We start from the raw sequence: 7,260 nt of genomic DNA on the forward strand, positions 1-7,260 counted from the left end.
CCGGCGGGCGCCGGTCGCTTCGTGGGTGGCGACGGCCGCCGCCAGGGCGCCTGCGGCGCCGTCGGCGAATCCGAGGTCCGTCCGGCCCATGACGGCGTGTTCGAGCGCGGTGAGGGCGTCGGGCAGCGAGTCGGCGAGGTCGGCGTCGAGTAGGGTCGACAGCCGCACCAGCCCGTACAGGATGCCGCCGAGCCCGTCGTACGCCCCGGGTCCGACAGCGGCGCAGAGTTCGGGGTCGGCGGCCAGCATCTTCAGCAGGGCGGGCAGCGGCAGTACCGCCTCGTGGGCGAGCGCCGTGTAGCGCTCGGCGCCGGCCAGCACCCCGGCCTGGGCCAGGAAGAGCGCGACTCCGGTGTATCCCTGGGCGAGTCCCGCACCCATCGGGAGCACCGACCAGTGGCCGCCCGGCAGGCTCTCCAGGCCGAGCCAGTTGGCCCGGCCGCCGGACCGCACGGCGCGGGCGGCGATCTCGTCGGCGATCCCGCAGGCGGCGGCGAGCAGCCGGGACGGTTCGGGCGCCACGGCGGGCAGCGGGGCGGGCACCAGCTCGGAGCGCGGCCGGACCAGCGGGGAGTCGGCCTCACGGGCGGCCAGCGCCGCGGCGACGATCCATTCCTGGTTGCGGCAGTCGACCTCGTCCATCCGGGCGATCTTGGCGCGGACCGCGCTCAGGCTCGACACGGGCAGCAGGTCCGGCAGCCAGGTGCCGCCGGCCGACCGTACCCCCGTGCCGGACGGCAGGTGGACGAAGAGCGGGACGTCCCCGCGCCACAGGTCCTCGGTCTCGTGCTCCACCAGCCGGCCGCGCGCCGGGTCGTGCGCGGACTCGGTCCACAGCACGGCGAAGGCGGCGTCCCTGGCGAGCGCGTCACCGAGCAGCGCCGGGTGGGTGGACTCCTCCAACAGTGTCGAGTACAGCCGGGTGGAGCGGACGATCAGCCGTGCGGGGCTCTCCGCGTGCCGCTCCAACAGGGCTCCCGGCGCGGTGAGTTCGGCGCCGTGCGCCCGGATCGCCGCGTACGTGGTGCGGAAGCCGTCCAGCAGCGCCGCGCGATGGTCGGCGCCCTGCAGGCGGTGCCCGCCGGGCAGCGGCTGGTTCTGCGCTGCCGGGCTGACCACCGCGCCCCTGACGACCCGCATGGTGTCGAGGCCGCTGTCCTCCCAGCACAGTCCCTCGCTCGGGTAGGTGCCTTCCTCGGCGCGGCCCAGCGCGGAAATGTCCAGCGCGCCGTTCTCGCCGATCAGCAGATGCGGCAGCAGGCACGTGCGGTGCACGGACGCCTGGAGGGCGTCGGCCGCCGGGTCGGCCCCGGCCGTCGCGGCCTGCGGAAGTCCGGTGTGCAGCAGGGTCTCGGCGTCCACCAGCACCGGCTGGCCGCCGTCGGCGATGAGGTTCTCGTAGTGCATGTCGGCGCCGTCCACCGCGTACAGCAGGGCCAGCAGCGCGCCCTGGCGCCGGTAGAAGGCGTCCGCCTCGGTCACCGAGCCGCACCAGCGGTGCTCGATGAACTCCAGCCAGCCGTGCTCCTGCCGCCGCACCGTGCGCGGGGTGCGCAGCTCCAGGCCGTCGACCCGGCCGGTGAGCCAGTGGGCCAGGTCGTCCAGCAGGGCGTGCTGCCCCAGCGGGCGCGGCTTGTACACCGCGCGTGACCCGTCGGCGAACGTCAGCACCGCAACCGAGCGCCCACCGCGATGGGCGTCGCCCCGGCCCAGTTCGACGCGGGTGAGCGGGCCGGGGTCGCGTCCTTCGAGCAGGACGCCGACCAGGTCCGCCCGGTCGGCGTGCAGCCGCAGGCCCAGTTCGGCGACGGCGTCGGCGGCGTCCAGCGCCGTCAGGGCCAGCATCCGGGCCAGTACCGGATAGCCGGTGAACAGTGAACCCAGGCCGTCCGCGCTGCCGTTGGCGGCGAGGAAGGCGGCGAACCGGTCGCGGGGCGTGGCCCCGTCGAGCCGTCCGGCGCGCCGTGCGCCGGCCAGTTCGCTGACGAGGGTGCGGGCCGCCTGCCGGGCCAGCCGGCCCAGCAGCCACTGCTCGAACGAGGCGCGCAGCACGTTCCGTTCGGATGCGGGAAGCGGTGCGAGCTGCCGGTCGAGGGCGTCCGAAGCAGGCACCACCAGCGGTGCCACGACCGGCGCGAACACGTCGGGCCCGGTGGCGTCGTCGTCACCCGGCACCGGCCGTGCGGCGAAGTGCGCGGATTCCAGGGCCTCTTCGACGTAACGGGCCCAGTGAGGCGTACCGGCACGGTCCGCCAGGTGTTCAGGTGCCTCGCCGGCCAGTGCCCACACGGCGAGTTCGTCGATACCCAGGTGGGCCAGCCGGGTCGCGAAGCCCGCCGTGTCCCCGACGGCCCACGGGGCGCGGCCGGACGTGGCGGTCGTGGCTGACGCCGCCGGACGTCCGGGGGCGCCGACCCGCTCGCTGAGGGAGAGCGCGGGGGCCCACCAGGCGAGCGGCAGGTGCGCGCTTCGGGGTGTCGTGGGTGCGGCTGATTCGTTCACAGGAAGAACGTCGCAGATATCGCACGACCCCCACATGGGGGTGCGGCCCCCATATTCTCCGGCGGCCCCGGGTAGCCGGGTGGGGGCCGCGCGGAAGAACGGGGTTACGTACGGGCCGCGTTACCGGCGTCAGAGTCCCAACTCGCAGGTCAGGGGCCGCCCTGACGCTCGGTCGGTAAGGGGGTCAGTGCCGGGCCGGCGGCAGCGGGCGCGGCTCCAGGCGTTCCTCGCGCACCCCGTCGCCGTCGCGCGACACCACGTAGGCGCCCTTGCCGGCCGACTCCGTGACCGCCTCCACGAGACGGGTGCCGTGATAGACGAGCCCCACGCCGTCGTCCGTACAGTGCGCCGTCGGCAGGGTGCCGTCCGCGACCAGCCGGTGGATCAGCGGGCGGCGGCCCAGGTCGGAGTCGTAATGGACCCCGTTGCCGTACGGCAGGAAGCCGAGCGCGTCCACCACCGGCCGCAGGTCAGGACCGTACGAGTCGGTCGCGCCGCCCTCGAACCAGCAGATCGACCCGGCGCTCACCCCGCTCAGCACGACCCCCGCCTGCCAGGCGCGCCGCAGCGCACCTTCCAGGCCGTGCACCCGCCACACCGCCAGCAGATTCGCCACCGAGCCGCCCATGACCCACACGACGTCGTGGTCGAGGAGGGTGCCTTCCACGTCCGCGACGTTCGGCATGGGGAACAGGTGCAGCGGCGTCAGGTCGAACCCCGCGACCCTGGCCGCCTCGTGCATGCGCGCGGTGACGTGCTCCGCGTCCCCCACCGCCGTGCCCAGGTACAGGATGCGCGGCCTACGGCCGGTCACCCCTGACAGGTCGACCGCGTGGTGGACCAGGGAGTCGAACAGCACCCGCGCGCGGGCACCGGCGCGATGCCCTCCGGAGGTGGCAAGGACGGTCGGCTGCGAGGCAGGCATGCGCGCGATGTTAACCCCTGCTGCGCGAGTGACCGGCGGGAGGCACCGGGGACCGCGCCCCCGCACCGGTCGTACAACGTGGGGACCGCGCCCACAACTTGGGTGGTCGCCCCGCATCCGCCGCCCGCCCGCACTCCCGTCTACTGATGTCCGGCCGACGGACCCCCGGACCCCCGGACAACAGGAGTGAAGGACATGCGGACCTCTCTGGGTATCGACTCCCTCGCACGGAGCGTCTATCTCGCCATGGTCGACCAGCCCGACGCCGGAGTCGCCGAGTTGGCCGGGCAGTTGAACGAGGCCGAGGAGACGGTCAGGCAGCGTCTTGAGCGGTTGTCCGCCCTGCTGCTCGTGGTGCCCGGCGACACCGCGACCGGCTTCCGGCCGGTCGACCCCGAGGTGGGCCTCGCCGCGATGCTCGCCCGGCAGCAGGACGAACTCGCCCGCCATCGGCTCCAGGTGGAGGACAGCAGACTCGAAGTCACCCGGCTGCTGTCCGAGCACACCCTCGGCAGCCGGGAGAGCATGCCAGGCGTCGAGTGGCTGGCCGGTGCGGACGCCGTCTGGCGGCGCCTCGCGGAACTCGCCGAAGGGTGCGAGCAGGAGTGGCTGACCGTCGGTCCCACCGAGCGGCTGGCCGTGGCCGCCGCCGAGTCCGCCCGGCCCGTCGACGAGATCCTGCGCCGCCGTGGCACCGCAGCCCGCACCATCGTCCTGGAGAGCGTCCGCAACGATCCCGAGGCGATGGGCCGCGTACGGGGCACGGACGACAGCGTCGGGTCGATCCGTACGCTGCCTTCGCTGCCCGCGTGGATGATCCTCTGCGACCGCACCCACGCGGTGGTCCCGGTCGCCAGCGCCCGGTCCGTCGTCGGCGCCATGGTGTGCGGCGTCGAGTCGGTCACCGAGGCGTTCGCCGCCCTGTTCAGCCGCCTCTGGAAGGAGGCGCTGCCGCTGACCGAGGCGCGCCCGCGTACCCGTGGCAGCCTCTCCCTTCAGGAGCAGCACGTGCTGCGGCTCTGGGCGCAGGGCCTCACCGACGCGGCCGCCGCCCGCAGGATGGACGTCTCGCTGCGCACGGTCCGCCGGCTCTCCGAGAAGCTGACCGACCGCTTCGGCGCGCAGAGCCGCTTCCAGCTCGGCGCCCTGGCCATCGCCCAGGGCGGCATCCGGGTCGAGGACATGGTCTGACGCGCCTGCGCGTACGCCCCGACCGTAGGTCCCGCCCGTACCGTACGTACGCCCCCACCGTCACCCGGACGGTGGGGGCGTACTTCTTCATCCGGCCGCTGTCATCCGGCCGGTGCGAACTGCGCGTTGATCGCCGCCATCATCAAATCCGCGACGTTCTGCGCCAGTTCGGCGGGTGTCGGGTGGTCGAACACCGACCGTACGGGTACGTCGACCCGCAACGCCTTCCGCAGCCGTGAGGCGACCTGGGTGGCGAGCAGCGAATGCCCGCCCAGCTGGAAGAAGTTGTCGTGGACGCCGACGCGTTCGATGCCCAGCAGCTCCGACCAGACGGCTGTGATGTGCCGCTCCACGGTGTTGCGCGGCGCCGTGTACGACGTTCCCAGGTCCGGCCGGCTGCCGTCGGGGACCGGCAGCGCCGCCCGGTCCACCTTTCCGTTCGCGGTCAGCGGCAGCCGCTCCAGCGCCATGAACGCCGCCGGGACCATGTAGTCGGGCAGATAGCGCCCGAGGTGCGCGTGCAGTTCCGTGATGCTCGGGGCTTCCGGTCCGGCCGGCACCAGATAGGCCACCAGCCGCTTGTCGCCCGGCACGTCCTCGCGGACGATCACGGCGACCTCGCCGATACCGGGGTGGGTGATCAAGTTGGCCTCGACCTCGCCCAGTTCGATGCGGTTGCCGCGGATCTTGACCTGGTGGTCGATCCTGCGCAGGAACTCGATCTGCCCGTCCGGCTGCCACCTGACCAGGTCGCCGGTGCGGTAGACCCGGCCGCCCACCTCCTCGTCGTCGAACGTGACGAACCGCTCCTCGGTCAGCTCGGGGCGCCCCAGGTAGCCGCGCGCCACCTGCACGCCGCCGACGAGGAGTTCACCGGGAACACCGACCGGCTGCGGTGTGCCGTGCTGGTCCACCACGAAGCACCGGGTGTTGCCGATCGGCCGGCCGATCGGCGGGACGGTGTCCCCGGGGACGCACACGGTCGAGGTGGCGATGACCGTGGTCTCCGTCGGGCCGTAGTTGTTGACCACGCGGAACGGCAGCCGGGCACGCGGCGGCATCCGCAGCCGGTCGCCGCCGGTCAGTACGTAGTCGAGGGTGCTGTCCTCGTCCCAGTCGAGCGCCGACAGCGACTCCAGCATCGGCGTGGACAGGAACGTGGCGTGGATGGCCTGTTCGCCCAGCCAGTCCCGCAGCAGGTGCGGGGTGAGCCGGACCCGCTCGGTGGTGACGCAGCAGGTCGCGCCCCGGACCAGCCCGAGCCACAGCTCCCACGCCGCGGCGTCGAACGCGATCCCCGCGAGCAGCGCGATCCGCTGCCCGGGGTCGAGACCGTACTGTCCCGCCGTCCAGTGGACCAGGTTGACCAGGCTGTGGTGCTCGACCTGGACACCCTTGGGCCGGCCGGTGGAGCCGCTGGTGTAGATGAGATAGGCCAAGTTGTGCGCGGTGGCGGCCGGTTCGGGGTTCGTGACCGGCTCGCCGTCCAGCGGGCCGCCTTCGGCGTCGCACTCGTCGAGCAGCAACAGGGGGACACCGGACGGGATCCGGTCCGCGTGCGCCGCGTGGGTGAGGACGACCGGGGTCCCGGTGTCCCGCACCATGAACGCCAGCCGCTCGACGGGGTACTCCGGGTCCAGCGGTACGTACGGCGCCCCCGCCTTCAGCACAGCGAGCTCCGCCGTCACCAGGTCGGCCCCACGGCCCAGACACACCGCGACCGGCATGTCGGGCCGCACCCCGTAGCGGGTGCGCAGATGGTGGGCGATCCGGTTGGCGCGCGCGTTCAGCTCGCCGTACGTCAGGGTGACCTGCGGTGATTCGACGGCCACGGTGTCCGGCTGCCGGGCCGCCCGCTCCTCGAAGAGGCCGTGCAGGGTGGCGGTGTCCGGGTAGGCCGCCGTGGTGTCGTTCCACTCGACGAGTGTCTGCCGCCGCTCGGCGGGGGTGAGCACGGACAGCTGCGACAGCCGGGCCCCGGGGTCGCCGGCGACCGCGTCGAGCAGTGTGCCGAGGTGGCCGGCCAGCCGGTCGACGGTGTCCCGCTCGAAGAGGTCGGTGCGGTACTCCAGGGTCCCGCGCAGACTGCCGGCCGGACCTTCGGACATGATCAGCGTCAGGTCGAACTTGGCGTCGGGCAGCGTCACCGCGAACGGCTCCACATCGAGGCCCGGCAGACTCCAGGTGTGGCCGTCCGGGGTGTTCTGCAGGGCGAACACGGTTTGGAACAGCGGGTTGCGCGACGGGTCGCGGTCGGGCGCCAGCTCCTCCACCAGCCGCTCGAAGGGCAGATCCTGGTGGTCGTAGGCGCCGAGCGCGGCGTCCTTGACCCGGGCGACCAGCTCGGTGAAGGCGGGGTCGCCGGACAGGTCGGTGCGCATCGCGAGGGTGTTGACGAAGAAGCCGATCAGATCCTCGGTCTCGGCGCGGTTGCGGCCGGCGATCGGGCTGCCGACCGTGATGTCGTCCTGCATGCTGTACTTCGCCAACAGCACCTGGAACGCGGCCAGCAGCACCATGTACAGGCTCGCGTCGTTCGCCGTCGCCGCCGCCCGCAGTCGCGCGGCGACCTCGGCCGGCACCTCGAACGGCACGGTGGCCCCGCCCTGGGGCGGTCCCGCCGGGCGGCGGTGGTCGCTCGG

The 7,260-nt window shown here is 73.3% G+C and carries 4 protein-coding genes; 1 reads left to right on the forward strand and 3 read right to left on the reverse strand.

Annotated elements, in window-relative coordinates; genetic code table 11:
• Both HY68_RS26535 and HY68_RS26540 read right to left on the reverse strand, forming a co-directional pair.
• On the reverse strand, window positions 1-2,502 hold a 2,502-nt coding region (locus HY68_RS26535; protein WP_241778688.1), incomplete at its 3' end, for a type 2 lanthipeptide synthetase LanM family protein.
• A gap of 184 nt (window positions 2,503-2,686) precedes the next feature.
• Window positions 2,687-3,427, reverse strand: a complete 741-nt coding sequence (locus HY68_RS26540) for a peptidase E (protein WP_041993274.1) — start codon at window positions 3,425-3,427, stop codon at window positions 2,687-2,689.
• Between the two features lie 195 nt (window positions 3,428-3,622).
• Here HY68_RS26540 and HY68_RS26545 point away from each other — a divergent pair, with 195 nt between their 5' ends.
• Window positions 3,623-4,618, forward strand: coding sequence for a helix-turn-helix domain-containing protein (locus HY68_RS26545; RefSeq protein ID WP_041993278.1), 996 nt, complete (start codon window positions 3,623-3,625; stop codon window positions 4,616-4,618).
• 101 nt (window positions 4,619-4,719) lie between these two features.
• On the opposite strand, the gene HY68_RS45490 is transcribed toward HY68_RS26545, so the two are convergent.
• Window positions 4,720-7,260, reverse strand: a 2,541-nt coding sequence (locus HY68_RS45490; protein WP_041993281.1) for a non-ribosomal peptide synthetase, incomplete at its 5' end; no start/stop codon positions are given.

This window comes from Streptomyces sp. AcH 505 (genome assembly GCF_000818175.1).
Lineage (GTDB): Bacteria > Actinomycetota > Actinomycetes > Streptomycetales > Streptomycetaceae > Streptomyces.

Bases quoted from the DNA above. Each gene is read 5' to 3' on its own strand.
- HY68_RS26540 (WP_041993274.1), bottom strand. From the start codon at position 3,427: ATGCCTGCCTCGCAGCCGACCGTCCTTGCCACCTCCGGAGGGCATCGC.
- HY68_RS26545 (WP_041993278.1), top strand. From the start codon at position 3,623: ATGCGGACCTCTCTGGGTATCGACTCCCTCGCACGGAGCGTCTATCTC.